General features: G+C 77.0%; 12 protein-coding genes and 2 rRNA genes. 6 read left to right on the top strand and 8 right to left on the bottom strand.

Translation table 11 applies throughout. The annotated features are described in order from the left end of the window. Positions 1-524 precede the first annotated feature (524 nt). Positions 525-1,217, bottom strand: coding sequence for a ribosome hibernation-promoting factor, HPF/YfiA family (hpf, locus tag LO771_RS28755; protein WP_230747869.1), 693 nt, complete (start codon positions 1,215-1,217; stop codon positions 525-527). 415 nt (positions 1,218-1,632) lie between these two features. Here hpf and LO771_RS28750 point away from each other — a divergent pair, with 415 nt between their 5' ends. Next, positions 1,633-2,403, top strand: coding sequence for a ComF family protein (locus LO771_RS28750; RefSeq protein ID WP_230747862.1), 771 nt, complete (start codon positions 1,633-1,635; stop codon positions 2,401-2,403). 21 nt (positions 2,404-2,424) lie between these two features. On the opposite strand, the gene LO771_RS31530 is transcribed toward LO771_RS28750, so the two are convergent. From LO771_RS31530 to mtnA, 4 genes are read right to left on the bottom strand one after another with little or no spacing between them, the layout of a single operon-like run. Then, complete coding sequence (locus LO771_RS31530) at positions 2,425-4,299, bottom strand: LpqB family beta-propeller domain-containing protein (protein WP_230747860.1); 1,875 nt, start codon at positions 4,297-4,299, stop codon at positions 2,425-2,427. Beyond that, on the bottom strand, positions 4,283-6,463 hold the full coding sequence (gene mtrB / locus LO771_RS28740; protein ID WP_374228271.1) for an MtrAB system histidine kinase MtrB: 2,181 nt from the start codon (positions 6,461-6,463) through the stop codon (positions 4,283-4,285). Before mtrB ends, LO771_RS31530 begins: the two co-directional genes overlap by 17 nt. Before the next feature lies 1 nt (position 6,464). Then, positions 6,465-7,142, bottom strand: coding sequence for an MtrAB system response regulator MtrA (gene mtrA / locus LO771_RS28735; protein ID WP_230747857.1), 678 nt, complete (start codon positions 7,140-7,142; stop codon positions 6,465-6,467). 3 nt (positions 7,143-7,145) lie between these two features. After that, positions 7,146-8,267 carry an S-methyl-5-thioribose-1-phosphate isomerase gene (mtnA, locus tag LO771_RS28730; RefSeq protein ID WP_230747856.1) on the bottom strand — a complete coding sequence of 374 codons (1,122 nt, stop codon included), beginning with the start codon at positions 8,265-8,267 and terminating at the stop codon, positions 7,146-7,148. A gap of 202 nt (positions 8,268-8,469) precedes the next feature. Between mtnA and LO771_RS28725 the strand changes: the two genes are divergently transcribed. The 5 genes from LO771_RS28725 (at position 8,470) to LO771_RS28705 (ending at position 14,259) form a co-directional block, all read left to right on the top strand. Beyond that, on the top strand, positions 8,470-9,702 hold the full coding sequence (locus tag LO771_RS28725; RefSeq protein ID WP_230747855.1) for a hypothetical protein: 1,233 nt from the start codon (positions 8,470-8,472) through the stop codon (positions 9,700-9,702). Between the two features lie 5 nt (positions 9,703-9,707). Beyond that, the gene (locus LO771_RS28720) at positions 9,708-10,454 is read left to right on the top strand and encodes a DUF4129 domain-containing protein (RefSeq protein ID WP_230747851.1); all 747 of its coding nucleotides are present in this window, start codon (positions 9,708-9,710) and stop codon (positions 10,452-10,454) included. Further along, positions 10,451-11,800 (top strand): DUF4350 domain-containing protein, encoded by a 1,350-nt coding sequence (locus tag LO771_RS28715; RefSeq protein WP_230747849.1) that lies wholly within the window; start codon positions 10,451-10,453, stop codon positions 11,798-11,800. The genes LO771_RS28720 and LO771_RS28715 overlap by 4 nt, the downstream gene beginning before the upstream one ends. 80 nt (positions 11,801-11,880) lie before the next feature. After that, positions 11,881-12,810 carry a MoxR family ATPase gene (locus tag LO771_RS28710; RefSeq protein WP_230747888.1) on the top strand — a complete coding sequence of 310 codons (930 nt, stop codon included), beginning with the start codon at positions 11,881-11,883 and terminating at the stop codon, positions 12,808-12,810. Positions 12,811-12,948: 138 nt separating this feature from the next. Next, entirely contained in the window at positions 12,949-14,259 is a 1,311-nt protein-coding gene (locus tag LO771_RS28705; protein WP_230747847.1) for a DUF58 domain-containing protein, read from the top strand. Between the two features lie 22 nt (positions 14,260-14,281). Here LO771_RS28705 and LO771_RS28700 read toward each other — a convergent pair whose 3' ends face one another. The 3 genes from LO771_RS28700 to LO771_RS28690 form a co-directional block, all read right to left on the bottom strand. Then, entirely contained in the window at positions 14,282-14,824 is a 543-nt protein-coding gene (locus tag LO771_RS28700; protein WP_230747845.1) for an N-acetyltransferase, read from the bottom strand. Positions 14,825-15,105: 281 nt separating this feature from the next. Beyond that, positions 15,106-15,222 (bottom strand): 5S ribosomal RNA (rrf, locus tag LO771_RS28695). An 81-nt stretch (positions 15,223-15,303) separates the two neighbouring features. Beyond that, positions 15,304-15,402 (bottom strand): 23S ribosomal RNA (locus tag LO771_RS28690); the annotation flags it as partial.

The raw sequence follows: 15,402 nt of genomic DNA, 5'->3' as shown, positions 1-15,402 counted from the left end.
GACCGGCGGAGTGGCCCGAGGGGTGCCCCGGAAGGTGTGCGAGGGGCCGTCCCTGCGGCTGGACCGGCGGGCGGTCCTCCTGGGCATGCCCCTGCTGCCGGTCGGACGGACCCGTGAACGGCGTGCCGCCGCGGCCGGCGGACCCCGTGCTGAAACGCTCCCCCATCCACTCCTCCCCCTCGTGGCCCGCGCGGGGACCACGTGACTGGTCGGGCGCCCCCTGTGCTGACCGGGGCTGGCGCCATCATTCCACGGTGGTCGGGCGGTCCGGCCACACGGCGGGCGTGCGGCTGCGCAGCGCCCCGGCGGGGCCTGCGGCCGCGCCCGCCCGTGGTGCACCGCCGTGGTGCACCGCCGTGCTGCCCCGCCGGAGGCGGCCGGGGGCCGCTCCCGCGGCCGTCCGCCCGGCTCGACACCCCTCGGGGCGGGGCGCCGGTCCCGCGGCGGGCCGCAGGACCGGCGGCCCGCCGACGGTCCGTCACCTGCACCGTGCCCGGGGTGCGCCCCGGCGCGGCGCGGCCCGGCTACTCCTCGTCCGCCTCGCCGATCGCGCCGCCGGCGCCGCCCAGCTCGCCGTCGGGAGCGGACCCGTCGGCCTTCAGGTGGATGACGCCGTAGTTGTAGCCGTGGCGGCGGTAGACGACGCTCGGCATCCCGGTGTCGGTGTCGACGAAGAGGTAGAAGTCGTGCCCGACCAGCTCCATCTCGTAGAGGGCCTGGTCCAGCGCCATCGGCGCGGCGGCGTGCACCTTCTCCCGGACGACGAGCGGGCCGTCGCCCTCCACCTCCAGCGACCCGATGCGGGTCTTCACCACCCCGGTCTCCTCCTCGGCGGCGGGGGCGGTCTCCGGCAGTGCGGCCAGCGCCGCGGTGGCCTCGGCCACGCTGATCGGGGTGCGGCCGGTGCCTCCCTTGTGCACCCGGCGGCGGTCCGCGGCCTTGCGCAGCTGGGCGTCGAGCCGGTTGGCGGCCATGTCCAGCGCGGCGTAGGGGTCGCCGGCGCAGGCCTCTGCACGGATCACCGGACCGCGGGTGCGCACCGTGATCTCCACGCGCTCGCTGCGGTCCGCCTGGCGCGGGTTGCGCTCCTTGGACACCTCGACGTCGAGGCTGATCACCTTGCCGTCGAACTTCTGGATCTTCTCCAGCTTCTCGGCCACGTGCTTGCGGAACCTCTCGGGCACCTCGGTCTTGCGGCCCTTGACGACGATGTCCACGCAGAACTCCGTTCCCTCGCGCTGACGCCGGCGGGGCCAGGCCCCGCGCGGCCCACTGAGTACGCAGTCCGTCCGCCCTGCGTTCACCCCGCGGCCGGGGCGGCGGCCGGAACTGTTTCCCTCACCACTTCCTCCCCACCAGGGACGGCTGAAACCCCATGGAACACCCCTCCGGGGGTTTCCGCCTCCCCGGCGGACGCGCGGCGCACGGAGGTGCGCGCCCGGCGGCCGGACGGCGGGGCACCACCCCTCGGACACCCGTTCCGAAGCCGAACATAGCCGTCGATGGCGGCCTGGACACCGGTTCGACGCGAACGGCCCCCTTTCGGATGAACGTGCGGGAAAAGGGCCGCGGATCCGCCCGTACCCGCGCACTCTGGTCCCGCCATCCGGCATCCGCCGCACGGAGGGGGAAGTGCCCGTGGACGCCCTGCTCGACCTGCTGCTGCCCGCACGCTGCGACGGCTGCGGCGGCACCCGCGGCCGGCTGTGCCCCGGCTGCCGGGCCGCCCTGGCCGCCGCCCCGGTCCGCCCGGCCCGGCCGGACCCGCCGCCCCCGGGCCTGCCGCCGGTGTACGCGGCCGCCGTGTACGAGGGGCCCGTCCGCGGGCTGCTGCTGGCCCACAAGGAGCGCGGTGCGCTCGGCCTGGCCGGCCCGCTGGGCGCCGCCCTGGCCGGAGCCGTGCTGGCCGCCCTGGGCGAGGAGCCCCGGGCGGGGGCGGCGGACCGCCGGGACCGGACCGGCCCCGCGCCGCTCCTGCTGGTCCCCGTGCCGTCCGCGCCCCGGGCGGTGCGCGCCCGCGGCCACGACCCCGTGCACCGGCTGGCCCGGGCCGCGGCCCGGGAGCTGCGGCGGTCGGGCGTGCCCGCACGCGCGCTCGGGGCGCTGCGGCCCGTCCGCGCCGTCGCGGACCAGGCCGGTCTCGGCGCGGCGGACCGGCGCCGCAACCTCGCCGGGGCCCTGGCGGTGCGCCGGGCACCCGCGGCGGCGCTGCGCTCGGGGCGGGCCGTCCTGGTCGACGACCTGGTGACCACCGGTGCCACCCTCGCCGAGGCCGCGCGGGCCCTGGAGGCCGCGGGTGTCCGCGTACCGGGGGCGGCCACGGTCGCGGCCACCCCCCTGCGGGTGCCCCGGAGGTGCCGAGGCCGGGCGGGACCCGGGGTTCGCCCGGTCCAGCCCGGGTAGTCGATCAGTCCGGGCAGGCGGTCAGCCCGGGTAGGCGGGCGCCATGGCGTTGCGGGCCACCGCCCGCCACTGCCCGTTGGGCCCGAGCCGGTAGATCTTGTGGTCCTTGGAGTCCGCGTACACCGGTGCCTGCGGGTCCTCCGAGGCGGCCACCGTGGTCATCCCGTCGATCCCCTGGAGCGTGGTGTCCTCGCTGTGCGAACCGTCGACGCCCACCAGCTGGGGGTGCTTGACGCCCTCGGCCTCCCTGCCCAGCACCACCAGCTCGTCGGTGTCGGACCACGACACCGCCGTGACGTCCACCAGCTGGGGCGCCACCGGGCGCAGCGCGGTGATCACCGCCTGCGGCGCCTCCGCGCCGCCCGAGCGGCGCACCAGGCCGATCTCGACCGTCCGCGTGTGCCCGTCCGTGAGCAGCAGCGCCACCCGGATGCCGTCCGAGGAGATCCTCAGCCCCTGCACGGTGCGGCCGCCCAGCCCCCGCACCGCGACGCGGTAGGGGCGGCCGCCCCGGACCATGAGGACCTGCGGCGCGGCGGGGTCGCGGTCGGCGATCCACAGGTCGCCGTACCCGTCCCAGGTCGGCTCGGAGAGGCCGTCCGGCACCTTGCTGGTGACGCCCGTCGGCAGCAGCTTGGCGCCGTCCGCGAGGCCCGTCTCGTACAGCTCCCGGCCCCCCTGCCCGACGGCGGCGGCCAGGCCGCCGTCGCGGCGCACCGCGACCCGGTCCATCCGGGGCTGCTGCTGGGGGGCGCCCAGCGGGCCGGGGACGGGGGTGCCGCCGGACTCCTCGTCGCGGGACAGCCGCAGCAGCCGCCCGTTGGCGACGTCCTGGTAGTACAGGTCGTCCGCGCGCTCCGGGGAGTAGGCGTCGGCCTGTCCGGCGGTGACCTCGCAGCCGCGGGTCCCCCCGGGGTCGGCCACCACCACCCGCCTGATGCCGGCGGCCTGGTCGGCGAGGGTGCGCAGCAGTTGCACGGCCATCCGCCGGCAGGTCTCCGGACGGCTCTGCAGGTCGCGCGCGCTGACCTTGACCTCGGCCGTCCCGCCGTCGTCCGGCGCGGTGCTCTGGGACAGCACGGAGACGCCGTCGAAGGCCGACGAGACCACCGGGGCGAGCCAGCGGGACGGGCCCGCGGCCAGCGCCCTGGCGGCCTCGGTGAGCGGGTCTATGCGGCGGCGCAGGTAGATCGGGTCGGGCACCAGGACCGGCTGCCGCGCCGAGGGCCGGGAGGGGTCGGCGGCCGCGAAGTAGTAGCGGCTGACCCGCTCGTAGACGTTGCGGAAGTTGGTCTCGTTGAGGATCAGGCCGTCGGGGAGGCGGGAGATGCGCCACTCGCCGTTCTGCCTGGCGAAGGTGAACGAGGCGTGGAAGTCCCCGGCCATCGGCCGGAACGTCTTGTTGGCGTCCAGCTCGGCCATCGCACTGCCGTGGACGGTCACCTGCCGGGTGCGGGCGCCGGCCGTGCCGGGCTGCACCTCCGGGTTGCCGGTGAGCACCACGACCCTCGCCTCGGGGCGCCAGCGCCTGGCCTCCGCCGTCGTGAGGTACTCCTTCGCCGTGGTGTACCCGGCCTCGTCGCCGATGGTCGCGTCGAGGAAGTTCCGCAGCAGCTCCTGCGGTTCGAGGCCCTTCTGGGGGTGCACGGGGAAGACCCGCACCTGGAGGTTCTGGTCGTCCGCGTGCTCGGCGGCGTTGACCTCGGCGGCGTCGCCGCTGTCCGGCATGGCCGCGCAGCCCGCGAGCAGCAGCACCAGGGGCACCACCGCGGCGAGCATCCGGCCGCAGGCCGGACCCGCGCGCCCGGTACGGCCCGCGCCGGGCGTGCCGGCGCCCGGTACGGCGCGGTCGGCCGCCGCCTGCCCGGCCCCCCCGCGGTCAGTCCGCCTCCGCACCGTCCCGCTCCTCCCCTGCCGTCCCGGCCGTCCCTGCCGCTCCCGGACCGTCCGCCCCCGGCCGTCCCGTCCCGCGCTCCACCACGACGTGGGCGCCGGTCGCACCGTACCCCGCGGAGGCCGCCCGGACGTCGGAGGGGTCCGCGGAGGGTCGGCGGGCCGTCCGCCCGCCGGGGCCGAGCCCCGGGCCTATGGTGAGCACCCCGCCGAGGCCGGGCCCGAAGCCGTTCCCGCCGCCCTCCGCCGCCTCCTCGGCCCCCGCGTCGGCGGGCCGGCCGCCGGCCGGGCGGGCGACCCTGCGGTACGGGGTGCCGGGCGCGCCCAGTCCGCGGTTGTGCAGGGAGTCCTCCGGCTCCAGCGGGATCGGCGAGCGCCCGATCTCGGCGCCCCTGGTGCGGGGCACGGTCAGCCGGAACTGCGAGCCGCCCCCGGGCTCGCCCCACGCCTGCAGCCAGCCGCCGTGCAGGTGGGCGTCCTCCAGGGCGATGGACAGGCCGAGGCCGGTACCGCCGGTGGTGCGCTGCCGCGCCGGGTCCGCCCGCCAGAAGCGGTGGAAGACCCGCGACGCCTCGCCGGGCTTGAGGCCGATGCCGTGGTCGCGCACCGCGACCGCGACCGAGCCGTCCCCGGAGGCCAGCCGGACCACCACGTCGCGGCCCTCGCCGTGCTCCAGGGCGTTGACGACCAGGTTGCGCAGGATGCGCTCGATCCGCCGGGGGTCGACCTCCGCCATCACGGGGTCCTCGGCGCCGCGCACCAGCAGGGCGCTGCCCTTGGCCTGGGCCAGCGGCTCCGCCGCCTCGACGACCCGGGCGACGATCTCCCGCAGGTCGGCGGGCTCGGCGTCCAGGACGGCCGCGCCGGCGTCGAAGCGGCTGATCTCCAGCAGGTCGGAGAGGAGGGACTCGAAGCGGTCCAGCTGGCTCTGCAGCAGCTCGGCGGAGCGCGAGGAGGCCGGGTCCATGTCCTCGCGGCCCTCGTACAGCAGGTCGGCGGCCATCCGGACGGTGGTGAGCGGGGTGCGCAGCTCGTGGGAGACGTCGGAGACGAAGCGGCGCTGGACCCGCGAGAGCTCCTCCAGCTGCCGGATCTGCGCCCACAGGGCGTTGGCCATCTCGTTGAAGGAGTCGCCGAGCCGGGCGATGTCGTCCGTGCCGGTGACCTTCATCCGCTCGTCGAGGTGGCCCGCGGCCAGCCGTTCGGAGATCCCGGCGGCCATCCGCACGGGCGTGACGACCATCCGGACCACCATCCAGGCGATGGCGCCCAGCAGCACCACCACGAAGACGCCGGCGGTGGCCAGGGTGCCGGTGACCAGGCCGAGGGTCTTGCTCTCCTGGCCGAAGGGGAAGACGTAGAAGAGCTGGTAGGCGGTGCTGTCGGGGCCCACCAGCTGCTTGCCGATGGCCAGGCCCGCCTCGGTGCGCGGCCCCTCGCCCTGGTCGCGCCGGATGACGGTCGGCTGCTCCTGGACGGTCCCCGGGTGGTCCGCCAGCCGCTGCTGGAGCTCGTCGGGGATCGACTGGGGGGAGACGTTGCCGGTGCTGCGCGGGGAGCGCACCCCGGACACGTCGGTGGTCGGCGCGGCGGGGGCGGACGGCACGAGGGCGACGACGGAGTACACGCCCTGGCCGCTGCTGGCCAGCTGCTCGACCTGCCGGGTGATCCAGTCGCCGATGTCCTCGGCGGCGGCCGGGGCGGTGCCGCTGCCGGCCTTGTTCGGGAGGTCGCGGGCGGCGTCGATCTGCTTCTGCGCGACCGAGAAGCCGCCGGCGGCCTGGCTCTCCGCCACGTGCTTCTTGGCGTCCAGCAGGCCGGTGCGGACCTGCGCCATCACCACCACGCCGAGGAGCAGCACCACGCCCAGCGACAGCACCAGCGTGGTGGCGACCACCCGCAGCTGGATGGAGCGCCGCCACAGCGCGACGGCGCGGCGGAACGGCCGTCTGGCCTGGCGGGCGGCGAGGGCGGCCATGGCGGCGATCCCGCGGTGGCCGCCCGGTATGCGGCTGGCGCCGGACGGCGCGTCCCCGAGCGCGGGGTCGTCCGGGGCCGTCGGGCCGGGGCCCACCGGCGGGAGGTCCGCGGCGGCCGGGCCCCGGGACGGCGACTCCCCGCCCGCGGTGCCGCGCGGCGGGGAGTCCTGGTCGTGCTGCCCGCTCACGTCAGCTGGGTCCGGCCTTGTAGCCGACGCCGCGCACGGTCACCACGATCTCGGGCCGCTCGGGGTCCCGCTCGATCTTGGAGCGCAGGCGCTGTACGTGGACGTTGACCAGCCGCGTGTCGGCGGCGTGCCGGTAGCCCCACACCTGCTCCAGCAGGACCTCGCGGGTGAAGACCTGCCAGGGCTTGCGGGCGAGCGCGACCAGCAGGTCGAACTCCAGCGGGGTCAGCGGGATGGACCGGCCGTCGCGCTTCACCGAGTGCCCGGCGACGTCGATCACCAGGTCGCCGATGGCCAGCTGCTCGGGGGTGGGCTCCTCGGCGCGGCGCAGCCGGGCGCGCACCCGGGCCACCAGTTCCTTGGGCTTGAACGGCTTGATGACGTAGTCGTCGGCGCCCGACTCCAGGCCCACGACCACGTCCACGGTGTCGCTCTTGGCGGTGAGCATGACGATCGGCACCCCGGACTCGGCCCGGATCTGCCGGCAGACGTCGATGCCGTCGCGGCCGGGCAGCATCAGGTCGAGGAGGACCAGATCGGGCTTGCTCTCCCGGAACACGGCCAGTGCCTTGTCCCCGTCCGCGACGAAGAAGGGCTCAAAACCCTCCCCGCGCAGAACGATGCCCAGCATCTCGGCCAGTGCGGTGTCGTCGTCGACGACCAGGACGCGTCCCTTCATGCTTCACATCGTCTCATCACTCGATCGTGACATGGCGCACAGCCGTGTCATCCCGCTCACATCCACCGGGGAGACTACGCCCTTCTCGGTGACGATCGCGCTGATCAGTCCGGGCGGGGTGATGTCGAACGCCGGGTTGTAGACGGGCGCCCCGGGCGGTGCGACCGCGACCCCGGCGTATTCGGCCACCTCGTGCGCGGCCCGCTGCTCGACCTCCACGTCCGCCCCGCCGGGGGTGTCCGGGTCCACGGTGGTGGTGGGCGCCACCACCACGAACGGCACGCCGTGGTGGCGGGCCAGCACCGCCAGCGGGTAGGTGCCGACCTTGTTGGCGGTGGAGCCGTCGGCCGCGATCCGGTCCGCCCCGACCAGCACCGCATCCACCTGGCCGGCGGCGAGGAGCGAGCCGGCGGCGTTGTCCGCCAGCAGGGTGTAGGGCATCCCGGCGCGCGCAGCCTCGTACGCGGTCAGCCGGGCGCCCTGCAGCAGGGGCCGGGTCTCGTCCACCCAGAGCCGCCGCAGCCGCCCGGCGCGGTGCGCGGCGAGCGCCACGGCCAGGGCGGTGCCCTCGCCGCCGGAGACGAGGGCGCCGGTGTTGCAGTGGGTGAGCAGCCGGTGGGTGCCGCCGGGCAGGAGCCGGTCGAGGAGGTCGAGCCCGTGGGAGGCCATGGCGGCGCTGGCGGCGGCGTCCTCCCGGTGCAGGGCGCGGGCCGCCTCCAGCGCCGCGGCGGCCGCGCCGTCGAGGTCGCCGGGCTTCTCCGCCAGGTGGTGCCGGTGGGCGTCGGCGGCCCGCCGCACGCCGATGGCCAGGTTGACGGCGGTGGGCCGGGCCCGGGCGAGTTCCTCGGCGGCGTCGCCCACCGAGCAGCCGCGGGCGGCGGCCAGCGCCACCCCGTACGCGCCGGCCAGGCCCAGCAGCGGGGCACCGCGCACCGCGAGCCGCTGGATCGCCTCGACGAGGGTCCGGGTGCTGGTGCAGGCGATCTCCCGCTCCTCGCCGGGGAGCAGCGTCTGGTCGAGCAGCACCAGGACGGGGCCGTCCGGGGAGTCGTCCCAGCGCAGGGCCCGCAGGGGCGGCGGGACGGGCGCGGGGGCGGCGGGACGGGCAGCGGGAAGATCGGCCATCGCCCCAGTCTGCACCGGCGGCACCCCGAACTGAACAGGGCGCACGCCCGGACGCGGCCCGGTGGGACCGGTCCCGCCACCGGCCGGAGGCTGTCACCCGTACGGTGCAGTGCGCGCGATCGGGCCGTGGCACGATGGGCGCCACACGAACGGCCCCTCACCCCCGTGACCGCCGTCCGGTGGCACCCGCGAAGGAGCAGCGATGACCGACAACCCGGGCTGGGCACCGCCCGGTTCGCCCGAGCCGCCCCGCGAGGACGGCCGCCCCCAGGGCGGCGCCTCCGCTCCGGGAGGCGTGCCCGGCCCGTCGGCACCGCAGGACGCCCGGCCCGCGGACGCGGGACCGCAGGACACCGCGCCCCCCGCGCAGGACGCCCCCGGCCGGGGCGCGGCACCGGGCTGGGGGACTCCCCCGCCCGGCCCGCACCCGGGGGCCCCCTACCCCGGCGGCCCCTACCCGCCGCCTCCCCCGTTCGCCGGCGGCTGGGCCGTCCCGCTCGCGCCCAAGCCCGGCGTGATCCCGCTGCGCCCGCTCGGCGTCGGCGAGATCCTGGACGGCGCCGTCTCCACCGCCCGCCGCTACTGGCGGACCGTGCTCGGCATCTCCCTGACGCTCGCCGTCCTCAGCTCGGCCTCCAGCGTCCTCGTCCAGTGGGGCACCCGCTCCGACACCCTGTCCCCGGCAGCGGACGCGGCGGGCACCGCTGTCGACTACCTGGTGCTCCTCCTGGCCGGGCAGGTCGCCACGGCCCTGCTGACGGTGGTGGTCGGCCGGGGCATCCTGGGACGGCCGGTGTCGCTCCGCGAGGCGTGGGCCGACGCCCGGCCGCGGCTGCTGCCGCTGCTGGGGCTGGTCCTGCTCCTGCTGCTGATGGTGGTCGCCGTCGGCGGTGTGCTGCTGGCCCCGGGCATCGCGGCCGCCGCGTCGCACGCCGACCCCGCGGTCCTCGGCGTGAGCCTGGGCCTGGGCCTCCTGGCCGCGACGGCCTGCATCGTCTGGCTGTGGATCCGGTTCAGCCTCGCCGCCCCCGCCCTGATGCTGGAGAAGCAGGGGGTGTTCGCCTCCCTGTCACGCTCCGCCCGCCTGGTGCGCGGCAGCTGGTGGCGGATCTTCGGCATCACCCTGCTCGGCCTCGTGGTGAGCTGGGTGATCAGCACGATGATCCTGCTGCCGTTCACCGTCGTGGGCCTCTTCGCCGGCGGGATCGACGCCGTGCTGAACCCGCAGGCCGACTCCGGACCGCCGCTGCTCACCCTGGTGATGCTCGGCATCGGCTCGGCGGTCGCGACCACCCTGACGCTGCCCTTCACCTCGGGCATCAACGTCCTCCTCTACGTCGACCAGCGCATCCGCCGCGAGGCCCTGGACATCGAGCTGGCCCGCGCGGCCGGTCTGCCCGGCTTCGGCGAGGCGCCCGCCGCAGCGGGGGCCTGACCGGCGTGGGCAGCTGGGGGGAGGGGCTGCGCGCCGCCGTCCTCGCCGACGGCGGCGCGCCCGTCACCGTCGGCCGGGACGCGGCGCGCGAGGCGGCCCGGCACGAACTGTCCGACCCGGCCTACCACCGCAACGACCCGGGCCTGGCGGAGCGCCTGCTCTCGTGGGTGTGGCGGCAGCTCGACCGCCTCCTGGGCCTGATCGGCGGCACCGGCACGGGCGGCACCGCCGGGCTGGTGGTCTTCGGGATCGTGCTGCTGCTCGCCGGCGCCGCCCTGTGGTGGCGGCTCGGCGCCCCCCGCCGGACGGCCCGCACCGCCCCGGGGCAGTTCCTCGGCGACCGGCGCCGCACCGCCGCGGAGCACCGCGCCGCCGCCGAACGGCACGCGGAGGCCGGCCGGTGGTCCGACGCCCTGCAGGAGCGCACCCGCGCCCTCGTCCGCTCCCTGGAGGAGCGCGCCCTCCTCGACGAGCGCCCCGGCCGCACCGCCGACGAGGCCGCAGCCGCGGCCGGGCAGGTCCTCCCGGAGCACGCCGAGGCCCTCCGCCGCGCCGCCCGCACCTTCGACGGCGTCGTCTACGGCGGCCGCCCGGCCGGTCCCGAGGCGTACCGGGAGGTCGCCGGCCTCGACACCGCCCTGCTGCGCGCCCGCCCGGCGCACCCCGTCCCCGCCGGGACGGCGGCGGGCAGCACGGTGGCGGGCAGCACCGCCGCCGGCAGCACGGCAGCCGGAAGCGGAGGACACGTATGAGCACCGCGGCACCGCACCCCCCGGTCCCCGGCGCGCCCTCCCCCGCCACGGCCCCTCCCGCCGCCGCGCCCCACGCCGCCACCTCGCTCGCGCCCACCGCCGGCAGCCTGTGGCGCCGCTCCCGCGGCTTCCTCGCGGCGGCCCTCGTCCTGGTCCTCGGCGGCCTGCTGTACGCGGGGCTCCGCGCCGAGACCCGCTACCCCCCGCTCGACCCGCGCTCCACCGCCCCGGACGGCGCCCGCGCCCTGGCCCGGCTGCTGGAGCGGCAGGGCGTGGCCGTGGACACCGCCCCCGGCCCCGGCAGGGCCCTGGACAGCGGGCGCCCCACCACCGTGCTGCTCACCCGCGCGCACACCCTGACCGCCGCCCAGCTGCGGGAGCTCGGCAGCACCGTCCACGCGGGCGGCGGCCGTGTCGTCCTGGTCGCCCCCGACCCCGCCGAGCTCTCCGCCCTCGCCCCCGGCACCCGCCCCGCAGGCGGCGGTGACGCCGACGGCGGCGGTGCCGGGGACGCACCCGACGGTGCGGCCGCCGTCCGCTCGGCGAGCACCGAACCCGGCTGCACCCTGCCGGAGGCCCGCCGCGCCGGCAGCGCGGAACTGGGCGGTCTCCTGTACCTCCCCGGCGGCCGCGCCGACGCCTGCTACCCCCGCGGCGGCGCGTTCCCGCTGGTCCGCAGCCTGCAGGGCGCGGGTGACACCGTCGTCGTCGGCTCCGGGCGGTTCCTCACCAACGACCGGCTCGACGACGACGGCGACGCAGCCCTCGCCCTCGGCCTCCTCGGCGCGCACCGGCGGCTGGTCTGGTACCTGCCGGACGACGGCCGGGCCCCGGCGGCGGGCGGCGGCACGAGCCCCGCCGCGCTGGTGCCCGCCGGCTGGCGCTGGGGCGCGGTCCAGGCCGCCGTCGCCGCCGTCCTCGCCGCGCTCTGGCGGGCCCGGCGGCTCGGCCCGGTCGTGACGGAGGAGCTGCCCGTCGTCGTGCGGGCCTCCGAGACCACGGAGGGCCGCGCACGCCTGTACCGGCGCGCGAAGGCCCGCGACCGGGCCGCCGACGCCCTGCGCCACGCCGCACGCACCCGGCTCGCCGCCGTCCTCGGCGTCCCGGGCGGACCCGGCCCCGAGCCGGTCGCCCTGACCGCCGCCGTCGCCGCCCGCCTCACCGGCGGGCCCGCGCCGGCCGGGCCCGCGCCCGGCGCCGGCCCGGCGGACGGCCCGCGCTCCGGGGGCCGCGCCCCCTCGGAGGTGCACGCCCTGCTGTACGGTGCGGCCCCGGCCGACGACGCCGCCCTGCTGCGGCTCGCCGACGATCTGGACACCCTGGAAAGGCAGGTACGACAGCCGTGACCGAGCACGACGCCCGGCCCACCGCCGCATCCGGCACGGGCACCCTCCCGGCCGGCGCCCCGCGCGACCCCCGGCAGGCCCTGGAGGCGCTGCGCGCCGAGATCGCCAAGGCCGTCGTCGGACAGGACTCGGCCGTCACCGGCCTGGTCGTCGCGCTGCTCTGCCGCGGCCACGTCCTCCTGGAGGGCGTCCCCGGCGTGGCGAAGACCCTGCTGGTGCGCACCCTGGCCAGGGCCCTGCGGGTCGACACCAAGCGCGTCCAGTTCACCCCGGACCTCATGCCGGGCGACGTCACCGGATCGCTGGTGTACGACGCACGGACCGCCGAGTTCTCCTTCCAGCCCGGCCCGGTCTTCACCAACCTGCTGCTCGCCGACGAGATCAACCGCACGCCGCCCAAGACCCAGGCCTCGCTGCTGGAGGCCATGGAGGAGCGCCAGGTCAGCGTCGACGGCACCCCGCGCCCGCTGCCCGAGCCGTTCCTCGTCGCCGCGACCCAGAACCCCGTCGAGTACGAGGGCACCTACCCGCTGCCCGAGGCCCAGCTGGACCGCTTCCTCCTCAAGCTGGTCCTGCCGCTGCCGGCACGCGACCACGAGGTGGAGGTCCTCACCCGCCACGCGGGCGGCTTCGACCCGCGCGACCTCGACGCCGCCGGGGTGCGGCCCGTCGCCGGTCCCGAGGACCTCGACGCCGCCCGCGCCGAGATCGCCCGGGTCGTCGTCGCGCCCGAGGTGCTGGCGTACATCGTGGACGTCTGCCGCGCCACCCGGGAGTCGCCGTCGCTCTCCCTGGGCGTCTCCCCCCGAGGGGCGACCGCCCTGCTGGGCACCGCCCGCGCCTGGGCCTGGCTCGCCGGCCGCGACTACGTCACCCCCGACGACGTCAAGGCGCTGGCCCTGCCGACGCTGCGGCACCGTGTGCAGCTCCGTCCGGAGGCCGAGATGGAGGGCGTCACCGCGGACTCCGTGATCCAGGCCGTCCTCTCGCACGTGCCCGTCCCCCGCTGAGCCACCGCCGGACGCCCCCGCCCGCCCCACCGCCCGCGCGCCCCGGCACCGCCCGGCCCGCCCGGCGGCCGACCGGGCGTCGGGCCCGGCCGGGGGCATCCGCCCCATCCCGACCCGCCCGACCCCAGGAGCCGCCCCATGGCCCTCACCGGCCGCACCGCCCTGCTCGCCCTGGCCGGGGTCCTGGTCGTGGGCCTGCTCCTGCCGTCCGCCGCCGGCGTCGGGCTGGTCTGCGGAGCGGTCCTGGCGGGGGTCGCCGCCGACCTGCTGCTGGCCGCGCCGGTACGCAGCCTGCGCCTCACCCGCTCCGGCGACACCTCGGTCCGGCTCGGCGAGAGCGCCCATGTCACCCTCACCGTCGAGAACACCGGCCGCAGGCGGCTGCGCGCCCGGATCCGCGACGCATGGCCCCCGAGCAGCTGGACGCCCGGCAGCGAGCAGGCCGCCTCCCGCCACCGCGTCGACGTCCCCGCGGGCGAGCGGCGGCGCGTCACCACCGTGCTGCACCCCACCCGGCGCGGTGACCGCCCCGCCCACCGGGTGACCGTGCGCTCCACCGGCCCGCTCGGCCTGGCCGCACGGCAGGGGTCCCACACCGTCCCGTGGACGGTGCGGGTGCTGCCCCCGTTCTCGAGCCGCCGGCACCTGCCCTCGCGGTTGTCCCGGCTGCGCGAACTGGACGGCCGCACCTCGCTCCTGACCAGGGGGCAGGGCACCGAGTTCGACTCCCTGCGGGAGTACGCCCCCGGCGACGACGTGCGGTCCATCGACTGGCGGGCGTCCGCCCGCCGCTCCGCCGTCGCCGTCCGCACCTGGCGGCCCGAGCGCGACCGCCGCGTCCTCGTCGTCCTCGACACCGGCCGCACCTCCGCCGGACGCGTCGGCGACGCGCCGCGGCTCGACGCCGCGATGGACGCGGCCCTGCTGCTCGCCGCCCTCGCCACCCGGGCCGGCGACCGCGTCGACCTGCTGGCCCACGACCGCCGGGCCCGCGCCTCCGTGCAGGGACGTCCCGCCGCCGAGGTGCTGCCGTCGTTCGTGAACGCCATGGCCGTCCTGGAGCCCACTCTGGTGGAGACCGACATGCGCGCCCTGGTGTCGGCAGTGCTGCGACGGGCTCCGCAACGCTCCCTCGTCGTCCTGCTCACCACGCTCGACGCCGCACCCGCCGAACAGGGCCTGCTGACCGTCCTGCCCCGGCTCACCGGGCGCCACGAAGTGCTGGTCGCCTCCGTGGCGGACCCGCGGACGGAGGAGATGGCGGCCGCCCGCGGCACGGTGGAGGCCGTCTACGGGGCCGCGTCCGCCGAGCGGACCCGCGCGGCCCGCCGGCAGACCGCGGAGCGGCTCGGCCGCCACGGGGTGACGGTCGTGGACGCGCCTCCGGAGGAGCTGCCTCCCGCCCTCGCCGACGCGTACCTGGCCCTCAAGGCCGCCGGCCGACTGTGACCACCCCGGCAGGGGCTGCTGCTCAGCCCCCGCCGTACTCCATCTCCAGCTCCGACAGGGAGGGGGCGGGCGGGTAGGGCACGGTCCCGCCCGTCTCCGTGAACCCCAGCCGTCGGTAGAACGCGAGCGCCCGCCCGTTGTCCTCACGGACGAAGAGCCGGACCCGCTGAGCACCGGCCTCGTCGAAGGCCCACGCCAGCGAGCCGCGGACGAGCGCCTCCGACGCGCCGACCCGGCGACCGCGCTGCTCCGGGGCCACGTACACGCCCACCAGGTCGATCTGGGGCTTCAGCGCGTCCGGCTCCTGAAAGGCCGTCACCATGCCGAGCCAGCGGCCCCGCCCACCCACCTGCTCGATGATGTGGGTCGCCGTGAGCCGGCCGTCGGGTCGCACCGCCGCGCCGGACCCGTACCGTGCCCGCGCCTGCCACTCGGTGTCGGATGTCATCCGCTCCGTCGCGTACAAGGAGACGAAGGCCGCGGGCGCCTCCTGCAGTGCCTCCAGCCGCAGGTCCCGCAGCCTCAGCCACTCGTGGGCGGCAACCCGCCGCACCAGATACCTCATGGAGGGAATCCTGCCACCTTCTCCTCACCGGGGTATTCGAATCTTTGACCAGCCGAGGGGAGGAGCGGTCCATGCCGCCCGTCCTGCGGCCGACGGACGGGCGGACGGGCGAACGGGCGAACGGGCGGAGGACCATACCGGAGCCTGCGGCGGCGACAGGCGGCGGGCGGCACGGTCGTCACAGACTCGGCGGAACCGGCCTTCCCGGTACCTGTGGAGTATCCGGAAAACAGAAAGGGCCCCGCTGCCGTTCCCGGCTGCGGGGCCCTCCCTCAACAATTGTTCGGCGGCGTCCTACTCTCCCACAGGGTCCCCCCTGCAGTACCATCGGCGCTGTAAGGCTTAGCTTCCGGGTTCGGAATGTAACCGGGCGTTTCCCTCACGCTATGACCACCGAAACACTATGAAACTGTCAACCGCCGCCGGCCAGGGGCAATGCGGTCGTGGTTTCAGAACTACACAGTGGACGCGGAGCAACTATGGACAAGCCCTCGGCCTATTAGTACCGGTCAGCTCCACCGATCACTCGGCTTCCACACCCGGCCTATCAACCCAGTCGTCTACTGGGAGCCTTACCC

It is taken from the genome of Streptacidiphilus sp. ASG 303 (assembly GCF_020991365.1).
In the GTDB taxonomy this organism is placed as follows: domain Bacteria; phylum Actinomycetota; class Actinomycetes; order Streptomycetales; family Streptomycetaceae; genus Peterkaempfera.
The sequence above is the reverse complement of the archived record's forward strand: the minus strand, read 5'-3'. Positions and strand labels throughout refer to the sequence as shown.

Excerpts from the sequence above, each read along its gene's own strand:
- LO771_RS28715 (WP_230747849.1), top strand. The coding sequence starts at position 10,451 with ATGAGCACCGCGGCACCGCACCCCCCGGTCCCCGGCGCGCCCTCCCCC.
- LO771_RS28700 (WP_230747845.1), bottom strand. The coding sequence starts at position 14,824 with ATGAGGTATCTGGTGCGGCGGGTTGCCGCCCACGAGTGGCTGAGGCTG.
- LO771_RS28725 (WP_230747855.1), top strand. The coding sequence starts at position 8,470 with ATGACCGACAACCCGGGCTGGGCACCGCCCGGTTCGCCCGAGCCGCCC.
- mtnA (WP_230747856.1), bottom strand. The coding sequence starts at position 8,267 with ATGGCCGATCTTCCCGCTGCCCGTCCCGCCGCCCCCGCGCCCGTCCCG.
- LO771_RS28705 (WP_230747847.1), top strand. The coding sequence starts at position 12,949 with ATGGCCCTCACCGGCCGCACCGCCCTGCTCGCCCTGGCCGGGGTCCTG.
- mtrA (WP_230747857.1), bottom strand. The coding sequence starts at position 7,142 with ATGAAGGGACGCGTCCTGGTCGTCGACGACGACACCGCACTGGCCGAG.